General features: G+C 60.8%; 16 protein-coding genes and 2 pseudogenes. 7 read left to right on the top strand and 11 right to left on the bottom strand.

The window, feature by feature from the left end; genetic code table 11:
* Positions 1-22 precede the first annotated feature (22 nt).
* Positions 23-550 (top strand): inorganic diphosphatase, encoded by a 528-nt coding sequence (ppa, locus tag AOC04_RS23040; protein WP_003444254.1) that lies wholly within the window; start codon positions 23-25, stop codon positions 548-550.
* A 321-nt stretch (positions 551-871) separates the two neighbouring features.
* Here the strand turns inward: ppa and AOC04_RS24555 are convergent.
* Positions 872-1,027, bottom strand: a pseudogene (locus AOC04_RS24555) (type I restriction enzyme endonuclease domain-containing protein); the annotation flags it as partial.
* Between the two features lie 383 nt (positions 1,028-1,410).
* On the opposite strand from AOC04_RS24555, the gene AOC04_RS23030 reads away from it, so the two are divergent.
* Positions 1,411-1,761 carry a DUF6124 family protein gene (locus tag AOC04_RS23030; protein WP_060696792.1) on the top strand — a complete coding sequence of 117 codons (351 nt, stop codon included), beginning with the start codon at positions 1,411-1,413 and terminating at the stop codon, positions 1,759-1,761.
* A 143-nt stretch (positions 1,762-1,904) separates the two neighbouring features.
* Here AOC04_RS23030 and AOC04_RS23025 read toward each other — a convergent pair whose 3' ends face one another.
* The 5 genes from AOC04_RS23025 to AOC04_RS23005 all read right to left on the bottom strand — a co-directional run bounded on the left by AOC04_RS23025 (position 1,905) and on the right by AOC04_RS23005 (position 7,280).
* Positions 1,905-2,471 carry a hypothetical protein gene (locus AOC04_RS23025; RefSeq protein ID WP_060696791.1) on the bottom strand — a complete coding sequence of 189 codons (567 nt, stop codon included), beginning with the start codon at positions 2,469-2,471 and terminating at the stop codon, positions 1,905-1,907.
* A gap of 415 nt (positions 2,472-2,886) precedes the next feature.
* Positions 2,887-3,081 carry a heavy-metal-associated domain-containing protein gene (locus AOC04_RS23020; RefSeq protein ID WP_003444255.1) on the bottom strand — a complete coding sequence of 65 codons (195 nt, stop codon included), beginning with the start codon at positions 3,079-3,081 and terminating at the stop codon, positions 2,887-2,889.
* Positions 3,082-3,144: 63 nt separating this feature from the next.
* Positions 3,145-3,636 carry a Cu(I)-responsive transcriptional regulator gene (gene cueR / locus AOC04_RS23015; protein ID WP_237178886.1) on the bottom strand — a complete coding sequence of 164 codons (492 nt, stop codon included), beginning with the start codon at positions 3,634-3,636 and terminating at the stop codon, positions 3,145-3,147.
* Positions 3,637-3,676: 40 nt separating this feature from the next.
* A complete protein-coding gene (locus AOC04_RS23010) occupies positions 3,677-6,193 on the bottom strand; it encodes a heavy metal translocating P-type ATPase (protein ID WP_060696790.1) in 2,517 nt (838 codons plus the stop codon).
* Positions 6,194-6,374: 181 nt separating this feature from the next.
* The gene (locus AOC04_RS23005; RefSeq protein ID WP_082363805.1) at positions 6,375-7,280 is read right to left on the bottom strand and encodes a LysR family transcriptional regulator; all 906 of its coding nucleotides are present in this window, start codon (positions 7,278-7,280) and stop codon (positions 6,375-6,377) included.
* Positions 7,281-7,500: 220 nt separating this feature from the next.
* Here AOC04_RS23005 and AOC04_RS23000 point away from each other — a divergent pair.
* Positions 7,501-8,267: pseudogene (locus tag AOC04_RS23000) on the top strand (class II aldolase/adducin family protein).
* 214 nt (positions 8,268-8,481) lie between these two features.
* Here AOC04_RS23000 and AOC04_RS22995 read toward each other — a convergent pair.
* The 5 genes from AOC04_RS22995 to AOC04_RS22975 all read right to left on the bottom strand — a co-directional run bounded on the left by AOC04_RS22995 (position 8,482) and on the right by AOC04_RS22975 (position 14,249).
* On the bottom strand, positions 8,482-9,261 hold the full coding sequence (locus tag AOC04_RS22995; protein ID WP_060696788.1) for an acetoin reductase: 780 nt from the start codon (positions 9,259-9,261) through the stop codon (positions 8,482-8,484).
* A 68-nt stretch (positions 9,262-9,329) separates the two neighbouring features.
* Positions 9,330-10,727, bottom strand: coding sequence for a dihydrolipoyl dehydrogenase (lpdA, locus tag AOC04_RS22990; RefSeq protein ID WP_060696787.1), 1,398 nt, complete (start codon positions 10,725-10,727; stop codon positions 9,330-9,332).
* 8 nt (positions 10,728-10,735) lie between these two features.
* On the bottom strand, positions 10,736-12,253 hold the full coding sequence (locus AOC04_RS22985; protein WP_060696786.1) for a 2-oxo acid dehydrogenase subunit E2: 1,518 nt from the start codon (positions 12,251-12,253) through the stop codon (positions 10,736-10,738).
* 2 nt (positions 12,254-12,255) lie between these two features.
* Positions 12,256-13,275 (bottom strand): alpha-ketoacid dehydrogenase subunit beta, encoded by a 1,020-nt coding sequence (locus AOC04_RS22980; RefSeq protein WP_060696785.1) that lies wholly within the window; start codon positions 13,273-13,275, stop codon positions 12,256-12,258.
* An 11-nt stretch (positions 13,276-13,286) separates the two neighbouring features.
* Entirely contained in the window at positions 13,287-14,249 is a 963-nt protein-coding gene (locus AOC04_RS22975; protein WP_060696784.1) for a thiamine pyrophosphate-dependent dehydrogenase E1 component subunit alpha, read from the bottom strand.
* 200 nt (positions 14,250-14,449) lie between these two features.
* On the opposite strand from AOC04_RS22975, the gene AOC04_RS22970 reads away from it, so the two are divergent.
* From AOC04_RS22970 to dxs, 4 genes are all read left to right on the top strand, one after another.
* On the top strand, positions 14,450-17,152 hold the full coding sequence (locus AOC04_RS22970) for a winged helix-turn-helix domain-containing protein (protein ID WP_060696783.1): 2,703 nt from the start codon (positions 14,450-14,452) through the stop codon (positions 17,150-17,152).
* Positions 17,153-17,298: 146 nt separating this feature from the next.
* The gene (locus AOC04_RS22965; RefSeq protein ID WP_003444260.1) at positions 17,299-17,541 is read left to right on the top strand and encodes an exodeoxyribonuclease VII small subunit; all 243 of its coding nucleotides are present in this window, start codon (positions 17,299-17,301) and stop codon (positions 17,539-17,541) included.
* Positions 17,538-18,425 carry a (2E,6E)-farnesyl diphosphate synthase gene (gene ispA / locus AOC04_RS22960; protein WP_060696782.1) on the top strand — a complete coding sequence of 296 codons (888 nt, stop codon included), beginning with the start codon at positions 17,538-17,540 and terminating at the stop codon, positions 18,423-18,425. Before AOC04_RS22965 ends, ispA begins: the two co-directional genes overlap by 4 nt.
* 130 nt (positions 18,426-18,555) lie before the next feature.
* Entirely contained in the window at positions 18,556-20,454 is a 1,899-nt protein-coding gene (dxs, locus tag AOC04_RS22955) for a 1-deoxy-D-xylulose-5-phosphate synthase (protein ID WP_060696781.1), read from the top strand.
* Positions 20,455-20,510: the final 56 nt, after the last annotated feature.

The following is a 20,510-nucleotide window of genomic DNA, read 5'->3' as shown; positions in this document are numbered from 1 at the left end:
CTATACACGGGGGCACCGCCCAATGAGCTACAGCAAGATTCCGGCTGGCAAAGACCTGCCGAATGACATCTACGTCGCCATCGAGATTCCGGCGAACCACGCGCCGATCAAATATGAAATCGACAAAGACAGCGACTGCCTGTTCGTTGACCGCTTCATGGCCACCCCGATGTTCTACCCGGCCAACTACGGCTTCATCCCGAACACCCTGGCTGACGACGGTGACCCCCTCGACGTGCTGGTTGTTACCCCTTACCCGGTAGCACCAGGTTCGGTAATCCGTGCCCGCCCGGTTGGCATCCTGCACATGACCGACGACGGCGGTGGCGATGCCAAAGTCGTTGCAGTCCCTCACGACAAGCTGTCCCAGCTGTACGTTGACGTGAAAGAGTACACCGACCTGCCACCTCTGCTGATTCAGCAAATCCAGCACTTTTTCGAGAACTACAAAGATCTCGAAAAAGGCAAATGGGTGAAGATCGAAGGTTGGGGCGATGCAGAAGCCGCCCGCACCGAGATCATGAAATCGGTAGCCGCCTACAAAGGCTAAGTGATGCCGGTCCTGTCTTAAGGCAGGCTTGAATCACACAAAAGCCTCGGTTCGCCGAGGTTTTTTTATGTCCGAAGATTGAGCTGTTTTCGCTGGGAAACGACATTGAATCCCCGTATGATTCGCGCCACATAAGCACCGCGCCCCGCATCGAGCAGGCCGGACCGCAGGCAAGGCAGCAATAAGCCGCCACGCCCCAACCCTGACTATCAGGGCCTGGATGTCTAAATTGAAGGCGAGTACGGCTTACCAAAAATAAGCCAAACCCGCCCCCGAGAAGCCGGCCACAAGCCGGCTTTTTAATGCCTGTCGCAAAGCCCACTACAGCCAAGCCTCACACAGCATCTCAGCCAGGTTAAGAATCATCTGTGCGGCATCCTCTGCTTGATCAGGGGGATATTTATACTTGCGCAATATTCGCCGTACCAAGATTCGCAAACTGGCCCTGACACTTTCACGGCTACTCCAATCAACACTGCATTGCAACAAATCCGTGGACTGCAGCCACAAGCGCTCTACAAGCCTGCAGAATTAGGCATTTTGTAAGACTCTTTACTTTCATTCGTACGAAATTTCCGAGAAAATCCCGCTCGCTTGCGCCTGCTCAAATCGGGGCATAGTCTGGGTCCATCGCTGCAAATCAGCGATCGGGTTTAGTCGCCCGGTTTGTCATCTGGCGCATCAGCGCCACCTTTAGCGAGGCGCTTTTTTTCGGCCTCCGCTTTATGGTGGCCGTGCGCAGGGCGCCCTCGGGCGCACCGGTTTCCAGATGCACCGGTCGACTAACCTGCGTACGGCTGCCACCCACTCGTTTAGTCGCGACAAGTGGCAGCTCCTGTCGATGTATCTGGAGTTGAGCCATGAAGAAGATTGTCCCCGACCCGCCTTCTTTCACCCTGCAAGATACTGCGCCAAGCGATCAACAGTTGCTGGACCGTGCCGCCGCCGATCGCGCCCTCAATTACTACTTCCCCGACCCCAAGCCTGATCGCCCCGTGGTCACGGCCCTGTATTCCATCCCCGACGGCGTCAACCTGGAAGCAGCATTGGCCCAAGCGTCAGAGCTGTTGCGCTGCGCGGGTGCCACGGCAAGTGAGGCAGGCAATGGCCTGGACGGAGCGGCACGGGATCGGGTGTTGTCGATCGCCTATTTGCTGGAACTGGCCAAAGCCTATGTCGACAAGTCACTGGACGGGGTAACCACCCACTGAAGCAGGCGGGTCAAACCCAACCCCTGTAGGAGCGAGCTTGCTCGCGAGCCACAAGCGCTGCGATCTTTCAGGCAGCCCCCTGTGCTGCCATCGCTGGCAAGCCAGCTCCCACAAGGTTACCGCCAGCCTCCCCTAAGTGGGTCTCAGGTATAACGAGTGCCGGGGAAGCTACGTTCAATATTGCCTTTGATCACCCGATAGCGTTCGCCGCCATGCTCAACATCAACATATTTAAAAGGGGGAACCCACTGTATGCGTCCAAGAGGGGCGGCCATATAAGCAAAGCTGATACCGGCCTGCAAAAATGCATCTCGGGCCAGTTCCAGCCATGCTCCCTTGCCAAGATCACACCCCTGAAACTTTATCACCCCAACTTCGCGCAAACTGTATCTACGAAGCTCCTGCGCCAGGTCTTGCGCTGTCCTTTCGCGCCCGATTCCATGTTCATTGGCATGGGAAATAATATCCAGACGATCATTTGCCCTGACACTGGCGAAATAATGAAAGTTGTTTTTAAAATAATCCGGGGTTCCATCCCCATACAAAGAACAATAGTCAGGATAATAGGTTGTTAAATATTCGTACTCCGCCTTATTCGAACGACGAAAATCATAGGCAAGGAGTACTTCTATTTTGCCGAACGGCCAGCGTGCAGAATGAATGAGCGGCAGTTTTGCCAGCAGACGGCAGGCTTGGAGCTTTATATTCATGGAGCGGGTCCTTGATGGCGAACGCAGCGTACTTGGCCTCGGCGTAAAGATCAGCTGTCGTGCCCGCCTGAGGTGGGTACGACACCAGAACAACAGTTTTACAACCCCTTTAAAGAACCACGCCAACGCCAAACGCTCGAAAATATTAAGTACTTAAACAGTACGACTCACACATGCAACCCGTGCGACGCATAAAAATAAGTTGTATCCCCACGAATAAAAACAGGAAAACTCTGATATTCCCTGGCACGTGCAATACCTACCGAACATGCACTGAACATAACAATTTTACAGGTACCTACACCCCCTTAAACCCGCCATAAACTCAATAAACCTGCCTCGCGCTATCAACGCCGCAACCGGTCTCAAACACCGCGTCGTCTGCATCACGAGGCAAGCCCAGCTGTACTGCGGATTAGTGTTTGTCCGGGTATCCGGCTTCGCTGAGCGCCGCGTGGAACAGGCCCTCGTCCAGCTGGCTTTCAACTCTGGCTTCACGGGCCGCCGGGTCGGTTTCGATGCGCGCTTGCGGGTCGACGGCCAGTAGCGCTTTGGTGACGGATCGGGCGCAGCCGCCACAGGTCATGTTGGGGATATGAAAACGATGCATAGGGATCTCCTGATTATTTAAGGTGAACCGCTACGTTGAAGTTTGCCAGCGTGGCAAGGTCAATCACTTTTCAGCGAACTGCCGCTGGTGGGCTGAGGCCGCAGTGCCGCAAGCCCCGAACCGCGGTGTCCGGCGCGGGGCTTGCGGCGCTGCGGCCAAAGCATTGAGCTCGGCCAGCCCGGCTATGATCGGGCAGTCCGGGCGGTCATTGCCGCGACAGTGACTGGCCAGACTTTCGAGGGTTTGCACCATCGCCTGCAGTTCGGCGACTTTCGCTTTCAGGCCCGCAACATGGGTCAGCGCCATGGCCTTGACCACAGCGCTGACGCGATCACGGTCGCGCCACAACTCCAGTAACTCCGAGATCTGTTCAACAGAGAACCCCAGGTCGCGGGCGCGCCGGATAAAGCCCAGGGCATTGGCGTCCTGGGGGCTGTAAAGCCGGTAGCCGGCCTCGGTTCGAAGGGCTTTGGGGATCAAGCCAGTCTGTTCGTAGTAACGGATCATCTTCGCCGAAACCCCGGAAAAACTGGCCGCCTGACCGATATTCATCATGTTCCTCTCCCTGGATCCTGGCCGCGAAAAACTGCCCCGTTTACACGCCACTCACCGCCATCGGCGCCTTGAAGCCCTTGAGCCGGAGCGCGTTGGCCAGCACGAAAATGCTGGAAAGCGCCATCGCGGCCGCCGCGAAGATCGGCGACAGCAGTGTGCCGTTCACCGGGTATAACGCTCCCGCCGCGACCGGGATCAACACTGCGTTGTACGCAAATGCCCAGAACAGGTTCTGCTTGATGTTGCGGATCGTCGCCTGACTCAACGCGATGGCATTCGGTACGCCTCGCAGGTCTCCTGACATCAGCACCACGTCTGCCGCCTCGATGGCCACATCGGTACCTGTACCGATGGCCAGCCCCACGTCCGCTTCGGCCAGGGCCGGGGCGTCGTTGATGCCGTCGCCGACAAACGCCACCCGCGCACCATTGACCCGGAATTTCTTTAGCGCCGCGACTTTGCCGTCGGGCAGGACCTCGGCGGCCACCTCATCAATCCCCAACTGGCGGGCGATGGCATTGGCCGTGGCCGCATTGTCACCGGTGATCATCGCCACCCTGAGGCCAAGTGCGTGCAGCGCCTTGATCGCCTCGAGGGTGGTTTCCCTGATCGGGTCAGCGACTGCGATCACCGCCGCCAGACGGCCGTCAATAGCGGCATACAGTGGGCTCTTGCCCTGCTCGCCCAGACGCTGTGCCGTCGCGACAAAGCTCGACACATCCAGCCCCAGCTGTGTCATGAAACGGTCGGCACCCACCGACACAGTTCGCCCCGAGACCTTGGCCGTCACGCCGAAACCCGGCGTCGCCTCGAAGTGGTCGATCGCATCAATCACCAGGCCACGCTGTTGTGCCGCGCTGACGATGGCTTCGCCGATCGGGTGCTCGGAGCGGGTTTCGACCGCCGCCACCAACCCCAGCACTTCGTCGTAATCAAAACCTTCGCCAGGTACCAGATCGGTCAGTTCCGGGCGGCCCTTGGTCAGGGTGCCGGTCTTGTCGAGGGCGATCACGCTCACGTCACGCAGCGCCTGCAAGGCCTCGCCTTTACGAAACAGCACCCCCAGCTCGGCCGCTCGCCCCGTACCGACCATGATCGAGGTGGGCGTGGCCAGCCCCATCGCACACGGGCAGGCAATGATGAGTACCGCCACCGCATTGACCAGAGCAAAGGTCAGCGCTGGCGTGGGCCCGAAGATCAGCCAGATCAGAAAGGTCAACGTGGCCGCCGCCATCACGGCCGGGACGAACCACATGGTGACCTTGTCCACCAGCGCCTGGATCGGCAGCTTGGAGCCCTGGGCCTGTTCGACCAGGCGGATGATCTGCGCCAGCACCGTGTTGGCCCCGATCCGGGTCACGCGAAAACTGAATGCCCCGGTCTTGTTGATCGTGCCGCCAATCACTTCAGCGCCAACAGTTTTATGCACCGGCACCGGTTCCCCGCTGATCATGCTCTCGTCGACATAGGAGGCACCGTCGACAATCTCGCCGTCGAGGGCAATTTTCTCGCCCGGACGCACCAGCACCACGTCCCCGGTTGTCACTTGATCGAGGGGCAGTTCAAGGGTTTTACCGTTGCGCTCTACCCGCGCGGTTTTGGCTTGCAGCCCGACCAGACGTTTGATCGCCTGTGAGGTTCGGCCCTTGGCTCGGGCCTCCAGCGAGCGGCCAAGCAAAATAAGGGTGACGATGACCGCGGACGCTTCGAAATATACGTTGGCGGTGCCTTGGGGCAGCACTTGAGGCGCAAAGGTCGCGACAAGCGAATAACCGTAAGCCGCCGAGGTCCCGACTGCCACCAGCGAATTCATGTCCGGAGCACCACGCAGCAGTGCCGGAACACCCTTGCGGAAAAAACGCAGCCCCGGTCCGAACAGCACCAGTGTGGCCAGCACGAACTGGATGTACCAGTTGGTCTGCTGACCGATGACTGTCATCACCCAATGATGCATGGCGGGGATCAGGTGCGAGCCCATCTCCAGAATGAACACCGGCAAGCTGAGGATGGCGGCAATCAGCAAGGAGCGCTGCAGCCCCCGCGCCTCGCCCTCGCGCCGCTGGTCGTCCTGCTCACCCGCATCCGGGGTATCGGCGGACACACGGCGGGCCGTGTACCCCGCCCGCTCGACGGCGGCTTCAAGGTCGGCAGCGCAGACAGCCCCGGCTAGATGAACCACCTGCGCGCGCTCGGTGGCCAGATTGACACTGGCCTGACGCACGCCGGGCACCTTCGCCAGCGCCTTCTCGACCCGGCCCACACACGAGGCACAGGTCATGCCTTCGATTGCCAGCTCGGTGGTTTCTTCACGCACCGAGTAGCCCGCGCGCTCGATGGCATCGACCACCGCCTGCGGATCGGCCGCAGCGCTGAAGGTCACATCGGCGCGCTCGGTGGCCAGATTGACCGCGGCCAACTGCACGCCCGGTATCGCCTTGAGCGCACGTTCGACCCGACCGACGCACGAGGCGCACGTCATGCCTTCAACCGGCAGACTCAGACGCGCCCCCACAGCGCCGGATGTTTTGGACTCTGGTTGAAGCGAAACGCTAGCCATTGGCAATTCTCCTTGAAATTGAGTCGATCCTGAAGCTTCCCAGTATGGCAAGGTCAAGGCCTTGGACCCTGCGCGATGAATATTGAATACCCTAGTCGCTGCCGAGCAGCGCGAGGCTGCGAGCCGTTAAAGACACCCAAGTAACCATCCCGGTGTATCCCCTGCTACGGGATGTGAGGTTTTACGGGCGTTGCCCGATCGCAGCCTCGTGCTGCTCGTCAGCGACTACACCGGGTGCATTGCGCAACCGCTGTAAAAAAACGGCTTCGGCCTGGCTCAGGCGCTGGCCTGCATGCCAGAGCAGGTTGATATCCATCGCGCAGACCTCCTCCTCGGGCGGCAGCGGCCAAAGGCGCGCGGCCACCCGGCTATCCAGGCAGACATGGTCGGGCAGGCAGCCAATGCCAAAACCGGCCAGCACCAGACGCAACGCCTCCTGAATATCGGCCGTGGAGGCGACGATGTCTCCCGACAATGAATGTCGGTCACGGAACTCTGCGAGTGGCGACAGGTTGCCACCCAGCAAGTCTCCGGTGATGACGATCAAGGGTTCCAGGCGCAGATCGCTCAGGGTCAGGTCGCTGCGCCCGAACAGCGGGTGCTGGTCGCTGCAATAAAAGCGGTAGCGTTCGGTCGTCAGGCATTGCTGGTGCAACCACGGGTAAGTACTGCGGTTGACCGCCAGGCCGAAAGTGGCGGTTTTATGGCTCAGGGCACTGAGAATCGCTTCGCTGGAGCGCACCTCGATCTCAAGGGTGATGCCGGGGTAATCGCGATGCAGTGCAGCCAGAAAACGGTCATAGGCCGGGCACTCAATGCCGCTCACCGACAGCAGCCGGACCGGACCGATGACCTGGTCGCTGGCGGCCTCGACTGCGGCTTGCAGCTGACCAAAATGGCCGTGCACCTCACCCGCGATTTTCAGGGTTTCGACACCCGCGCGGGTCAATTGAAAGCGCGGGCCGTTGCGCTCGATCAGCGCCACGCCGATTTGCTCCTCCAGGCGTTTCAACGCCTGGGTCACTGCCGGCTGGGACAAATGAAGCCGCACTGCAGCACGGCTGATGCTCATTTCCTGGGCGATCATCTGGAAGGTGCGCAACAGGTTCCAGTCCACCCGCTCGCTCAAGGGCCGACGGCCAGCAGGCGTTACGCCGCAAGGGTGGTTGGAAGCGGTCACGGCAATACCTTTAATTGGGCTGACGAATAATCACTATAAGAAATGGCGAATTGTAAGGTCGCGGCGTTATCTCGTAAAAATACCCGACGACGACACGTCAGACCTTACTCTTTTGCGGATCAAAGCCATGCACGATTTACCCCTGGACGCCGATGCAATGGAATGGGCTGCGCGCTGTGAACTGGCGGCGCTGTACCGCCTGATTGCCCATTTTCGTATGACCGACTTGATCGACACCCATATTTCCCTGCGTCTGGAAGACGGCGCCGGGCACTTCCTGATCAACCGCTATGGCGTGCTCTTTGAGCATATGACAGCCAGTGATCTGGTGAAGATCAACAGCGAAGGCCAAGTGGTGGATACCCTGTTCCCGGATCACCGGGTCACCGGGTCAATCGTGCCGGGTTCGTGATCCACTCGGCCATCCATGCCGCCCGACCGGACCTGCATTGCGTGATCCATACCCACACCGCCGCCGGCATGGCCGTGTCGGCACAGGCCGATGGCCTGAGGCCCATCAGCCAGCATGCGCTGAAGTTTTATAACCGGCTGGCGTATCACGACTACGAAGGGATTGCCCTGGACACGGCCGAGCGCGAACGGCTGGTGGCCGACCTGGGCACGCATTCGGCCATGATCCTTCGCAACCATGGATTACTGGCCGCCGGCAGCAGCGTCGCCGATGCCTTTCAGAACATCTATTTTCTGGAAAGAGCCTGCCAGGCGCAGATCCAGGCCCTGGCCGGAGGCGGCAAACTGCTACAGCCGGCGCCACACGTATGTGAGCACACGGCGCGTCAGTTTGAGCAGGATGATGCACAAGGGATAGTGCAACTGGCATGGGACGCGGCGCTCACCCTGATCGCCGATCAACAGGCCGACTACACCGCCTGACCAGGGTTGATGCCTGCCCCCCCAAAAAACCCGAAACCTGTCACTGCGGCCCGGCAGCCAGACCGCAGCGATGCCATCGCTGGCAAGCCAGCTCCCACAAGGGTTCTGCCAACCGACACCATCCCAACCTCAACCCCAATACCTGTAGGCGCGAGCTTGCTCGCGATCCGCTGACAAAGCAGCTCCCACAAGGGGCATTGCCTGGATCGCAGGACTAGCGGAACACCAGCCCGCCATCGATCAACGGCGCCTGGCCGGTCATGTAGTCCGCATCCGGGCTGGCCAGATACGACACAAAAGCGGCCACGTCGTCCGGGGTTTCTGCCCGGCCCAGCGCAATACCACTGACAAACTTGTCATAGGTCGCACCAATCGGGGCGCCCGTGAGCTCTGCCATGCGCTTGTCGATATCCACCCACATATCGGTACCCACGACGCCGGGGCAATAGGCGTTGACCGTGATGCCGTGCACCGCCAGCTCTTTGGCCGCCGCCTGGGTGAGGGCCCGCACGGCAAACTTGGTCGAGGAGTAAACCCCCAACAGCGCATAACCTTCGTGGCCGGCAATGGAGCTGGCATTAATGATTTTGCCCTTGCGCTTGAGCGCCCTGAACTTCTCTGCCGCCGCCTGAATCCCCCACAGGGTGCCCTGAACGTTGATCCGGTAGATTCGCTCCACCTCCTCCTGGGTGACATCCGCCAGCGGCTTGACCTGGGAGATGCCCGCGTTGTTGACCATGATGTCCAGCCCGCCCAGTTCGTTGTGGGCGTAATCAACAGCGGCAAATACTTGTTCACGGTCGCCCACGTCGGCCACAAAAGTGGTGGCTTTGCGCCCGAGGGCTTGCACCTCTTTGGCGACCTGCGCCAGCTTTTCAGGATTGAGGTCAACCAGTGCAATATCGGCACCGTCCTTGGCCAGGCGCAGTGCAATGCCGCGCCCGATGCCCTGTGCGCCACCCGTTACCAGTGCAATCTTTCCAGAGAGTTTCATTCGTTGGTTTCCTTTCAACAATTGATCCAGATCCTGCCGCCCTTACCATAGCGGGTTCACACCCTTGCCTATTGATGCAGGGCACGGTCTCTCGCTGCCAGCACGGCTTCATGCATGGATTCACTGAGGGTCGGGTGGGCAAAAATCACCTGGCTTAATTCCACATCCGTGGCTTCCAGTGCCCGGGCAATACCGAACCCCTGAATCTGCTCGGTCACGTGCGGCCCCACCATGTGGGCGCCCAGCAATTCGCCACTGTCGGCATCGAATATGGTCTTCACGAAGCCTTTCCCTTCGCCCATGGCCAGCGCCTTGCCGTTGGCCTGATAGTCGAAACGGCCCACGGCGATGTTATGCCCCCCGGCTCTGGCGGCCATTTCGGTAAGCCCCAGGCTGGCGACTTCGGGCCTGGCATAGGTGCAGCCGGGAATGCGGGTTTTATCCAGCGGGTGAACCCCGTCAACGCCCGCCAGCTTTTCCACGCAAAGCACACCTTCATGGCTGGCCTTGTGCGCCAGGCACGGCGCTCCGGCCACATCGCCAATGGCATACAGCCCTGCCACGTTGGTGCGGCACCACGGGTCGGTCTTGATGAAGCCGTTTTCGAACTCAACGCCCAACGCTTCGAGCCCCATGTCACCGGTATTGGGTTCGATCCCGGCGGCCAGCAATACCTGGGACACCTGCAAGGTCTGCTCGCTGCCATCACTGAGCGCAACCCGGCACTGCAAGGCGCCGACCTCCCCCTGCACCGCGCTGACCCGGGCCTGAGTCAGGACCCGAATACCGCGCTGTTCGAACTCGCGCTGAACCAGGCTTGCCACTTCCTGATCCTCGACCGGCATGATTTGCCTGGCCACTTCCACCAGGGTCACCTGGCTGCCCAGGTCGCTGTACAGGCTGGCGAACTCCACGCCAATGGCCCCGGAGCCGATCACCAGCAACGACGGCGGAACACTCTCGGGCACCAGCGCGTCGAAGTAACTCCAGATTTTATGACCATCGGCGGCCAGCCCGGGCAAGGCTCTGGGCCGGGCGCCGGTGGCCAGAATGATGTGCCTCGCCTGCAGTTCCTGATCGCCCGCCTGCGTGGTCACGCTGACCCGGCCTTTAGCCGTAACGCGGCCGCGGCCATCGACCACCCGGACCCCGTTCTTTTTCAACAGGTAAGCGATACCCGAGGTCAGCCGCTGCGACACGCCCCGGCTGTGGGCAACCAGTTGCGCAATATCAAACTGAATGTTCTCGGCGCTGAAACCAAAGGTCGGCAGGTGTTTTAAGGTGTGCGCGACTTCAGCCCCCTTGAGCATCGCCTTGGTCGGAATGCAGCCCCAGTTCAGGCAAATGCCGCCCAGATGTTGCTGTTCGACCAGTGCGGTACTCAGGCCCAGTTGCGCGGCACGAATCGCCGCGACGTAGCCCCCGGGACCGCCGCCGATGACCACCACATCAAATTTGTCAGTCATGGTCGCTCCTAGAGCATCATCAGGCTTGGGGTCTGTACCAAGCGCTTGAGTTCGGCGAGGAACGCCGCCCCCTGCGCACCATCAATCACCCGGTGGTCGCAGGAGAGGGTGACGGTCATGAGTGTGCGCACCGCGACTTCTCCGTTGTGCGCCACTGCCCGCTGCTCGCCGGCACCGATAGCCAGAATTGCGCCCTGGGGCGGGTTGATGATGGCGTCGAACTGGCTGACCCCGAGCATGCCCAGATTGGAAATACTGAACGTGCCGCCCTGAAACTCCTGCGGCTTGAGCGTACCGGCCTTGGCCCGGGTCACCAGACCCAGCATTTCTTCGGATATTTGCCGCAGGCTTTTACGGTTGGCCTGGCGCACGATGGGGGTGATCAAACCGCCGGGCAACGCTACGGCCACCGAGATATCGGCATCGCTGAAACGCAGCACGGCCTGACGCGCTTCATCGAATTGCACATTCACGTCCGGCACTTTAACCAGCGCCAGCGCGCAGGCTTTTATCAACAAGTCGTTGACCGACAGCTTGATCGCCGGAGTACTGGCATTCAGCTCGCTGCGTAGCGCCAGCAGGGCTTGCAAATCAAGGTCGGCCTGAAGCCGAAAGTGCGGCGCCGTGCGCTTGGATTCCTGCAGGCGGGCAGCAATCGCCTTGCGCATGCCACTCATCGGCAAGACTTCAACCTCGGCCTGCCCGGGTGTTGCATCAGCGGGCGCTGCCACCGGCGGATGCTGCACCGCGCTGACTTCCAGAACATCGGCTTTGCAGACCCGGCCGCGGCTGCCGGTGACCCGGCAATCATTCAGGTTGACCCCCAGACTGGCTGCCAGCCGACGGGCCAGCGGCGTTGCCTGAACCTGGCTGTCATCACTGCGAGAGCGGGCGGGACCGCTGGCCTTGAGCGCAGGCTCAACGGCCGCGACCTTGCCGCCGCGGTCGCGGACCGCCTGTTGAATATCCGCCACGCTGACCCGGCCCTCGGGCCCCGAGCCGCTGACCCGGCTCAAATCTATCCCCAGTTCCTTGGCCAGACGTGTGGCGTGGGGTGTGGCAAACACCGATTCAGGGCCGGCCCCGGCTAACGCCTGAGGTACTTGCCAGCCCTGTGCCGATTTCACTCTCGGCGCCGCGACAGGCTCTGCCGCTTTCACCGCGACGGCCGGTGCAACGGGAGCCGCCGGTGTCGCCGCGACCGCCCCAGGCTGCGGCGCGCCGGTGCCGGCCGGGGTGCTGCGCAGCGCCAGAAACGCATCAATCTCGGCATCGCTGACCGAGGCATCGGCGACCACCCCCAGCACACCGCCTACGGGCAGGGTTTGCCCGGCCACCGCAACCTTGCGGCGCAGTACACCAGCAAAGGGGGCTTCCAGCACGTTGGCAATTTTGCTGGTCTCGATTTCGCAGACTTCCTGATGCAGCCTGAAACTGTCGCCTTCTTCAATCAGCCAATTGTTGAGGGTGCCTTCTTCCATCGACAGCCCCCATTTAGGCACCTCGATGATTTTGATATCAGTCATGTTCAGCCCTCCATCACTTTGCGCACGGCAGCTTCGATGCGATCCACACTGGGAATCCAGGCCTGCTCCAGCACGGGCGAGAACGGTACGGGCGTGTGCGGCGGCGTCACCATGATGATCGGCGCCTTGAGTTGATAGAACGCTCTGGTCGCGATCAGCGCGGCCAGGTCGTGGGCAAAGCCCAGTCGTGCTGCCGACTCATCGACAATCACCACCCGGCCGGTGGAGGTCACCGATTCCAGAATGCCGTCTTCATCCAGCGGCGACACGGTGCGGGGGTCGACCACTTCGACCGAGATGCCTTCGGCGGCCAGCTTGTCTGCCACCTGGTTGGCTTTGTGGACCATTGCCGCGAGGGCAATGATGGTCACGTCGGTACCTTCGCGGGTGTAATTGGCGACGCCAAAAGGAATGGTGTACGGCTCTTCAGGGACTTCGCCCTTGATGTCGTAGAGCGCCTTGTGCTCGCAGAACACCACCGGGTCGTCGTCGCGTATGGCCTGGATCAGCAGGCCTTTAACGTCGTAGGGGCACGAGGGCACGACCACTTTGAGGCCGGGGGTGGTGGCGAAAATGTGATACGGCGATTGCGAGTGCTGCGCCGCCGCCGAGAAACCGGCACCGATCATGCCCCGTACCACCATCGGCGCTTTGGCTTTGCCACCGAACATGTAGCGGAACTTGGCCGCCTGGTTGTAGAGCATGTCGTGGCAGACGCCGAAGAAGTCCATGAACATCAACTCGGCCACTGGCCGCAGGCCGGTCATGGCCGCGCCGGCAGCCATGCCGATAATCGCCGACTCAGTGATCGGTGTATCGATCACCCGCGCCGAGCCGAATTCGGTCCACAGGCCTTTGGTCACCCCCAGCACCCCGCCGAAGGCTTCACCCTTGCTGCCCACTTCGGCAGTACCGGCCTGCCCGCCGCACACGTCTTCGCCAATCAACACCACCCGATCATCGAGTGCCATTTCCTGAGCCAGGGCTTCTTTGACCGCTTCACGATAAGTACGAATTGCCATGGTTCAAATCCTCAGTAAGACACGTAGACGTCGGTCAGCAAGCTCTCTAGCGCAGGGAAATCTGCCGCCCGGGCCTTGGCCACGGCATCGTCCACCAGGGCCTGGACCTGGGCGTCGATGGCTTGCAGTTCCTCTACAGAGATTTGACCGGCAACCTGCTGACTGAAGATTTTCAACGGATCGTTTTCCTGGCGCAGGCGTTCGACTTCACCGTCCGCGCGATAGAGCATCGGGTCGCCCTCAAAGTGGCCGTACCAGCGATGGGCAACGGCTTCGATGGCGGTCGGCCCTTCACCGGCCCGGGCGCGCTCGACGGCGACTGCAACCGCCTCATGCACGGCAAAAAAATCGGTGCCGTCAACCTTGACCGCAGGCATGCCGAAACCTGCTGCACGGTGAGCGATATCACGCCCGCCGACGGCATAGTCGTGACCGGTAGCCTCACCAAAACCATTGTTCTCGAAGACGAAAATGACCGGTAAGCGCAGGACCACGGCCATGTTCATCGCCTCGAATACCAGCCCCTGGTTCGAGCCGCCGTCACCGGTGAAAGACACCGCGACGCCACGGTTACCCAGGGTTTTGGCGGTCAGTGCCGCACCAATCGCCAGCGGCGGGGCGCCACCGACGATGGCGTTGGCGCCGAGCATGCCTTTACTCAGGTCGGCGATGTGCATCGAACCGCCCTTGCCACGGCACAGCCCCGAATCCTTGCCAAAAATCTCGGCCATCATCCCGTGGATGTCACAGCCCTTGGCGATACAGTGCCCATGCCCGCGGTGAGTCGAGCCGATGTAGTCGGTGTCTTCAAGGTTTTCGCAAACGCCCACGGCGATGGCTTCTTCACCGCAGTAAAGGTGAATGAAACCCGGAATATCACCGGTGGTATTTTCCTGGTGGAGGCGCTCTTCGAAGACGCGGATTTCGCGCATTTTGCGATAGGCCTTAAGCAGTTCTGACTTGCTAAGCGACATGGATTCGCCCTCTTGTCTTGGCTTTTTTATTGGATTTATCGAGCCCCCGCAGGCGCACGACGATGGCGTTCGCTTACGGTATGAGCCTAGAGTTCGCGCCATAACTACCCGGATGGGGGGGCGCTTAAGAGCGATGGGGGGGCTACCCTTCAACCCCCAGAGGCGGCGTCAGTCAAACGCTAGAGGGATACATAACAACAATGACCCAAGCCAGATTTCCCAAACTGCCCGCGGGCCCGGAACGCGTTGACATCAATTACGGCCTGCCCCTGATAACCACCAAGCTGGTACCTCCGCGCTCGGTCGGAACGGTGCTGGCGCGAGCGCGGCTGCTGGAAAAAATAAGCCTGCTGGAGGGGCGCTGCCTGGCGCTGGTGTGCGGCCCGGCAGGGTTTGGTAAAACCACGTTACTGGGGCAGTGGTCGCAGATTTTGCGCGAGCAGGGTCATGGGGTGGCCTGGCTCAGCCTGGACGAGCAGGACGATACGCCCCTGACCTTTCGCCGTTATCTGCTGAGCGCCCTGAGCCAGGCCAGCGGGCAACCGCGAATTGAAGCCGATGCCCTGTCTGACTGTATGGCGTCGGCCGACAGCCGATTCATCCGTGAGCTGATCAACCTCTTGCAGGCCCGGCTTGAGCCCCTGTACCTGGTGCTGGATGACCTGCACCTGATTCACCACCCGGGCATTACCTCGGACCTGGAGCAGTTGCTGCTTCATGCCCCCGGTTGCCTGCACTTGCTGGTGGGCAGTCGCAGCGTTGCGCAACTGCCTGTGAGCCGTTTGCAGGCACGCAATCAACTGCTTGAAATCGACACCAATGCGCTGCGTTTCAATCTTGAAGAAACCCAGGACTACCTGGCCCACGCAACCACTCAGTGTTTTGCCCCGGCCGACCTTCAGCGCGTGCTGAGTCTGACTGAAGGCTGGATTACCGGGATCCAGATGGCAGCGCTGGCGCCCAGCGATCCGCTGCGCGATCTGGATCGCTTGCAACTGGGTAACCGCCAGATAGGACGCTATCTGCACGATGTGGTGCTGGCGCCCTTACCGCTGCCGCTACAGGCGTTTTTACTCAAGACTTCGATTTTGGGGCGCCTGACGCCTTCACTGTGCAATGCGGTAACTGGCCGCGACGACGCGCAACAGATGCTCGAGGAAATTGAACGGCACAACCTGTTTATCTTTGCCCTGGATACCCAGGGCCAGTGGTTTCGTTACCACACGCTGTTTGTCGAGACCCTCAATGAGCGCCTGTTGCAGACCGGCATCGACGTGGCTCAGTTGCATGAACGGGCCAGTAACTGGCTCGCCGGCCATCAGTACTGGGCCGAGGCTATCCGCCACGCGCTGGCCGCGGGCAAGCTGGGGAGCCGCAACGATTGCGCCAACCAGGGCGCCCAGTCACTGGCCGAAGAAGGGGATGTCGACACGCTGGTGCGCTGGCTGCAGCAGATGCCCGACACCTGCGGCAAAGCCCTGGATGAACAGCGCATCGACCTGCAACTCAATCTGGCCTGGGCCCTGGGCCATCACTTTCACTTCGCCGCCTCACGGGGGTTGCTCGATAGCCTGGGGCCCTTGCTCAAGACCCTGGGGCACCACTCAAGGCTGAACATCAAATACCAGGTGATCGGCGCCATCACCGAGGCGTTCGCGGAAAATATCAGCCTGAGCATCGAACGTGTCGAACCCCTGCTGGCTCAAGTGCCCTGTGGCGATACATGGGTCGACGGGCTGATCTGCAACATCCTCAGCTATGACTACATGACCCGCGGTCAATTCCAGCAGGCACAAGCGGTACAACGCCACATGCCCTGCCCCGCCACCCCGTCGCATAACCTTTTTGTCAGTGTGTACCGGGCCTTTGTGCTGGGTTTGAGTCAGTTGCGCCAAGCCGATTTATACAGTGCCGAACAGTACTATCTTCAGGCGCTGACACCGGCCCAGCAGCTCACCGGACCTCAGTCGAGTGGCAGCGCAACGCTGGCGGCGCTGTTGGGAGAGTTGCTGTATGAGCGTGGCGAATGGCAACAGCTACAGACGCTGCTGGAGCCGCGCCTGAGCCAGATTGATGCCGTTGCGCCGCCTGATGCGCTGTTTTGCGCGTATGCCAGTCTGTCACGCAGAGCGCTTTTGGCGGGGGAACCGGGCCAGGCCCGTTATCTGTTGCAGCATGCCCAGCAACTGGCAACGCTGCGCCGCTGGCCGCGCCTGCAAGCCTGGCTGCTGGTGGAGGAGATACGCATTCACCTGGCCTGCGAGCAACTGCCCCAGGCGTTGGGGTTATTGGAGCAGTTCCAGGCACTCGACCACTCCCACCCTGACATCCGCCGTGCCCACGCCCAGGCGCAATGCCATATCGCCGCTGCGCAAAAACACTGGAGGGTGGCCGCAACCCTGTTACAGACCTTGCTGCAACAGGACGAATGCCAGGGCCAGTTACTGCGCGCCGCACGCAGCCGCGCCGCCCTGGCGTGCGCGTTATGGCCCGATGATCAGGCAGCCGCCCTGAAAACCCTGCAACCGCTGCTCAATCTGGCCTGCCGGCAAAACCTGCGCCGCACCCTGCTGGATGCGGGAGCAGCCATGCCGGCCCTGCTCCAGGCCTCACTGAAAAGCGCACGGGCACCGATAACCGCCTACCTGCGCCCCTTGCTCGAAAGCGTCGATCAGCCGATCGGTGATGATAAACAGAGCGGCGACGAGCCAACCCTGAGTGAGCGCGAACAACAGATCCTGCAACTGATTGCCCAGGGCCAGGCCAACAAGGAAATCGCCCGCAGCCTGGATATCTCGGCAGAAACCGTAAAGTGGCACCTGAAAAACCTGTTCAGCAAATTGCATGTGACCAGTCGCATTCAGGCTATAGCCCGCGCCCGCACACTCGACTTGCTGGGCTGATCAGCGTGGCGACGGCGCAAGGCCAGGGCCATCGGTAAGCGGCCATTGCGGGGCCCCGGGCAAGCCCTGTTAGCTGCCCGGGATTTGCCCCAAAACCCGCCGTCTGCTAGTGTCAGCCGGTTTTAACGCCTACCGAGAATGCCGCTATGGCCCGCAAAAAAGTTGCTCTGGATTTCGAACAGTCCCTCGCTGACCTGCAATCACTGGTCGAGCGTCTGGAAAATGGCGAGCTGTCACTGGAAGATTCGTTGACCGCCTTCGAGCAAGGCATCCGCTTGACCCGTGATTGCCAAGGCGCACTGGCTCAGGCTGAACAGAAAGTACAAATCCTGCTTGAGCGTGATGGTGAATTGGCCCAAGAGCCCTTTGAAGCGGAACAGCCAGAATGATTGATGCCTACCAGACCAGCAGCCAGGACCGCGTCAACGCGGCGCTTGAGCGCTTGTTTGTCGCTCCGGCTCCGGAGCTGGCCCGCCTCTATGAAGCAATGCGCTACAGCGTGATGAACGGCGGCAAACGGGTCCGCCCGCTACTGGCCTATGCCGCCTGCGAAGCCTTGGGCGCTGCAGCAGAGCAAGCCAATGGCGCGGCCTGTGCGGTAGAACTGATCCACGCCTATTCGCTGGTGCATGATGACTTGCCCGCGATGGACGATGACGACCTGCGCCGCGGCCAGCCGACGACCCATAAAGCGTTCGACGAAGCCTGTGCGATTCTGGCCGGCGACGGCCTGCAAAGCCTGGCATTCAGCACTTTGCTGGATCCGCAGCTCAATACCCTGGACGCCGAGACACGCTTGCGCATGGTTGCCGGGCTGGCACTTGCTGCAGGCCCCGCGGGCATGGTCGGCGGGCAGGCAATTGATCTCGGCTCAGTGGGGATCAAACTTGATCAGACCGCACTGGAGTTCATGCACCGGCACAAGACCGGCGCACTTATCGAAGCCAGCGTAGAGTTGGGCGCCCTGGCCAGCGGCCATGCCAGTGCAGATGATCTGCAGGCGTTGAACCTCTATGCAAGGGCGATTGGCCTGGCATTTCAGGTGCAGGACGACATTCTTGACGTTGAGAGCGATACCGCGACCCTGGGCAAACGCCAGGGGGCCGATATTGCACGGGACAAACCCACCTACCCGGCGTTGATGGGGCTGCAAGGTGCAAAGGACTATGCGCTGGAGTTGCGTGACCAGGCACTCAATGCGCTGAAATCTTTTGACACTACAGCCGATCCGCTGCGCGCACTGGCGCGATACATCGTGGAACGTCGTCACTAAAACTGGAAAATATGGCGTTTTCAGACAGCGTCTAATGCCAAGGTCTGACTAACGATTTCCACCGCGCGTGGGCAGCTTACGTTCCTTAAGGTAAACTGCCCCATCTTCTATGCCTATAACGATTCGCCTGATGCCAACGACGTTTCAAGAGATCCCCCGCAAGCGCCCGACTACGCCCCTGCTCGACCGAGCGGGCACGCCTGTGGGCCTGCGCCGGCTGGCCGAAGCCGAGCTGGAAACCCTGGCCGATGAATTGCGCCAGGAATTGCTCTATACCGTCGGCCAGACGGGTGGGCATTTTGGTGCCGGCCTGGGCGTCATTGAACTGACGATTGCGCTGCACTACGTCTTCGACACCCCGGATGACCGGCTGGTATGGGACGTGGGCCATCAGGCGTATCCGCACAAAATCCTCACCGGCCGTCGCGAGCAAATGGCGACCTTGCGCCAGAAAGACGGGATCGCCGCTTTCCCGCGTCGCTCCGAGAGCGAGTACGACACCTTTGGCGTCGGCCACTCCAGCACGTCAATCAGTGCCGCTTTGGGCATGGCCATTGCCGCGCGCCTGCAAAACAGTGAGCGCAAGGCCATCGCCGTGATCGGTGACGGCGCGCTGACCGCCGGCATGGCCTTTGAAGCCCTGAACCACGCGCCTGAAGTCAACGCCAACATGTTGGTCATCCTCAATGACAACGACATGTCGATCTCGCGCAATGTCGGCGGCTTGTCCAACTACCTGGCCAAAATCCTCTCCAGCCGCACCTACGCCAGCATGCGCGAAGGCAGCAAGAAAGTGCTGTCGCGTTTGCCTGGTGCGTGGGAAATTGCCCGACGCACCGAAGAATATGCCAAAGGCATGCTGGTTCCCGGCACCCTGTTTGAGGAGCTTGGCTGGAACTACATTGGCCCTATCGATGGCCACGACCTGCCGACCCTGATCGCCACGCTGCGCAACATGCGCGACCTCAAGGGGCCGCAGTTCCTGCACATCGTCACCAAAAAGGGCAAGGGCTTTGCACCGGCAGAGGCTGACCCGATCGGCTACCACGCCATCACCAAACTCGAACCGCTGGACGCACCGAAAGCAGTAGCAAAAGTTGAGAGCGGGCCAAAGTACTCGGCGGTATTTGGCGAGTGGCTGTGCGACATGGCTGCCGCCGATCAACGCCTGGTCGGCATTACGCCGGCCATGAAAGAAGGCTCGGATCTGATCGCGTTCAGTGAACGTTTCCCGCTGCGTTACTTCGACGTAGCGATTGCAGAACAACACGCCGTGACCTTTGCAGCGGGTATGGCCTGCGAAGGCGCCAAGCCTGTGGTGGCTATCTATTCGACATTCCTGCAGCGCGGTTACGACCAGCTGGTGCATGACGTCGCCGTGCAAAATCTGGACGTGCTGTTCGCCATCGACCGCGCCGGTCTGGTTGGCGAAGACGGCCCGACCCATGCCGGCAGCTTTGACCTGTCGTACCTGCGTTGCATCCCGGGCATGGTGATCATGACCCCGAGCGATGAAAACGAACTGCGCAAAATGCTCACCACCGGCCATCTGTACAACGGTCCGGCGGCAGTGCGTTACCCGCGCGGCACCGGGCCCAATGCAGCCATCGAAAAAACCCTCGAGCCGCTGGAAATCGGCAAAGGCGTGATTCGTCGCAAAGGCAGCAAGGTGGCGATCCTGGTATTTGGCGTGCAATTGGCCGAAGCGCTGCAAGTGGCAGAAAAAATCGATGCCACCGTGGTCGACATGCGCTTCGTCAAGCCGATGGATGAAGCACTGGTCCGCGAAATGGCCGACAGCCATGAGCTGCTGGTGACCATTGAAGAGAACGCCATCATGGGCGGTGCCGGGGCGGCAGTCAGCGAGTTCCTGGCCCGTGAAAACGTGCTCAGGTCGGTCCTGCACCTGGGCTTGCCGGACGTCTATGTCGAACACGCCAAGCCAAGCCAGATGCTGGCTGAATGCGGGCTGGATGCGGCGGGTATCGAAGCTTCGGTGCGCCAGCGCATGCAGCTGCTGGGGCTCTGACCCAATCAGACTTACTGTAGGAGCGAGCTTGCTCGCGAGCCTTCCAACGAGCTCGC

The organism is Pseudomonas versuta (assembly GCF_001294575.1).
Lineage (GTDB): Bacteria > Pseudomonadota > Gammaproteobacteria > Pseudomonadales > Pseudomonadaceae > Aquipseudomonas > Aquipseudomonas versuta.
The sequence above is the reverse complement of the archived record's forward strand: the minus strand, read 5'-3'. Positions and strand labels throughout refer to the sequence as shown.